Source organism: Runella sp. R0.1_18 (assembly GCF_057652155.1).
The window spans coordinates 1-2,852 of the sequence record NZ_JBYFCK010000060.1; the positions used below are offsets into that span (position 1 = coordinate 1).

The 2,852-nt window shown below is 38.6% G+C and carries 2 protein-coding genes; both read right to left on the minus strand.

Annotated elements, in window-relative coordinates; all coding sequences use genetic code 11:
- Nucleotides 1-11: 11 nt before the first annotated feature.
- Nucleotides 12-1,634 (minus strand): RHS repeat domain-containing protein, encoded by a 1,623-nt coding sequence (locus tag AC23P2_RS30965; protein ID WP_487776770.1) that lies wholly within the window; start codon nt 1,632-1,634, stop codon nt 12-14.
- Nucleotides 1,635-1,674: 40 nt separating this feature from the next.
- Nucleotides 1,675-1,944: a hypothetical protein gene (locus AC23P2_RS30970; RefSeq protein ID WP_487776771.1), complete on the minus strand. Its 270-nt coding sequence runs from the start codon at nt 1,942-1,944 to the stop codon at nt 1,675-1,677.
- Nucleotides 1,945-2,852: the final 908 nt, after the last annotated feature.

Here is a 2,852-nt window from a genome sequence, read left to right on the forward strand (position 1 = left end):
ACAGTATATAATTATCTGGCTAAGAAAAAGAAATGATTCCAAACCGCTATTTTTCGTCCATTTGTAACGAAAACCTCATCTAGCATTACGACAAAATCAAATTTACCTGATGCCAAAGTTTTACCGTACATAGAAATTTTACCATTTGAAATTGAACCAAGTAATTTTCCCTCAGTACTAATAGGAAGTGTATTTTTTAAAATAACTTGAGTCGTTTCATCTGCCAAACTAAACAAAGATTTTAGCCATTGTCCAATTTTTAAGAAACCTAATACTTTTTCTCCGACTATAATTTCAGCCCCAAGGTATACCCCTTGGTGTCCAGCTTTTTCTTCAGGAGTAAAATGTGTTCCAAATTTCTTTGGTTCTGTGGGTTTAATAATGGCATTTTGTTGAGAGGTAGGACGCATCACACCATTTGTATAATACCCCTGTTTTTCTTTTTCATCACCATTCTCTCCTCCTTCTGTATAAACGTTGATAACTTCATTACCTCCCACTTCATGCCAATTGCCATTGAAGTCTTGAACCCTTTGAGAAACCATACCTGTTGGGTCATTAAACAATATCGGGTTAAGGTTTCCATATTGATATGATGATAGATGTGAAACAATTTCCGTCAGAGGGTCAATCTGCAAAAATCGATTTCCAATCGTTGGGTCAGACCACCGAGCGCCAAAATCATAATAACCCGTGAAGCTGTTTTCTTCTTTGCCCGTGTATTTGTAGGGGTTTTGGTAATTGACATTCTGATGGCTACCACCCAGCTCTAGGCCAAAAGCAGAGTAATTACGCAACGCCAATACTTCGTTTGAGTTTTCATCGGTGCTTTGTTGAAGAAAGCCATCGCCATTTTTGTCAGTAAACAATACCCGTTGATTTCCCAAGTGGTCTTTTAAGACGTACTGCCATTGGTAAGCACTGACCGAGCCAATTTTAGCTAAGAACGCATCTTTTGCGGTGGCTTCAAAGCCTGGCAATAGGGTCACTTGTTCAGTAGCTGTGTATCGCCCATCTCCAATTTTTTGGGTAGATGTGATGGTTTTACCCTGAACATCGCCGTTTTGTGTACCGCTCAAATGGTTGGCACTGTTGAGTTTTCGGATAAAGCCCGTCGGATGGTAAATTATGGCGAGTTCATTACCCTCAAACTCCATGTGTTCCAAATAGGTCTTTTGTCCCACTAATACCCCACTATTGGCTCCAAAGGTTCTTTCCTGCCACTTGTGGCCTGTGGCGTCGTAAAGAAGTTCTTGGCGGCTACCGTCAGGTTTGATAAACTTGAAGGGCAGATTTAAGAAGTTATTGGTCAGGGTTGTCCCTCTTGAGGGGTCAAATGTCATATTGCCATTGGCATCGTAGGCATACGTTCCATTGTTAGGGATGTAGCTTAAAGTGTTGTTACTGGCATCGGCAATGCTATTGATGCGGTTTGTTCTGGTGTCGGAATAAGAAAAGGTAAGGTTATCTACTGTTTGTGCAATCCAGTCCCCTCCCGATTTGACCAAATCGCTACGTACAATCTTGTTGAAATTGCCCAAGGGGTCGCGGTAGGTGAAGGTTTCCTGCTGCGTATCGTTAGAAACAGAAGTAATACGTTGAAAGAACGAATTACCACTAACAGGTTTGAACATTGTCTCAAACCCAAAAAGCCGAACTTCAGGGCTTTTTACATTATTTCTTGAATAGAAAATACTTAATTATTGCAGCTATTCCACCCCAAAATAAACCGTTTAATGGAATAACCCAAAGTGTCAAATCAATTCTTAAAGGTTTTGATAATAAAAAAATTATACCTTTTTGAATAAAATTAGTTTTCTCACCCCAAGACCATGCTATGACAAATAATGAAGCAATTAATACTATTATAGTATATATTATTGCTAAAATTATTGTGAGTGTAATAATAGATTCCAATTTTTCAGTCCTTGTTGTTGTAGCCATTGTACTATAGTTTGAATTAATTGATTTGCTTGTTGTCCTGAGCAAGGATGAGCAAAGTACTTCGTAATCATACCACTCGCATTGAGGAAAGCGTGCGGGTTTTCAAACCATTGGAGGTCCTTAGACACTAATTAGGTAAACTCAAATTGCATGACAGTCCGTTATAAAAGACTCTCATTTAACATTTTCTTATCACTATCTGTATTTTTGGTGGAGCCCCCTTTTAGTGTCTTAATACACTTTTTCTGTTTCAATCCCCAATAGCTTGCGTTTGATTTTGTCCTGACAAAGTCATGGCTTGCTAACGCTTCGCTTTCTCTTCAATCTCCGATAATCTCCCATTATCTTCGCTAATCTCCTCTAAAAGAGGGATCCAATATTCCATCAGTCCTGAAAATCGAATAAACTATTAGGTGGTTTTCGCTTCATTATTGTGGGTAAAATGGGCTTACGTATCATTACGTATCATCACACTTTGACGCCTGTGAGGTTTCCTAACGTTTCCTTGCGTTTCCTAACGTTTCCTAACAAAGGAAACCTAGGAAACCATTTCCAAAGAAACCTTGTCAAAGTCCATGGAAAACCAGTCTGAACCTAATGGGTTGATGGGTATTTGCTTATCTGATGTATACCTACTGTATATCGCGGTAATTTCGGTTATTTCCAGTATAATGCTTTATGCACCGTTTTTAAGGTTTTTTTGAGAAATGCTGATGGATATGTTTATTATAAATGACAATCAGCGAGTTATACATTTTTAGAAGCTGTATATACGCTATGTATAACCAAAGTATTACCAATGTAATGGCAATGTATTACCAAGAGATTACCGGTTGCAACTCCCGATTCGGGCCAAAAGTAAGATAGACAGATTAAGCACCATTACTTATCCTAATCCTGCTGGTTCT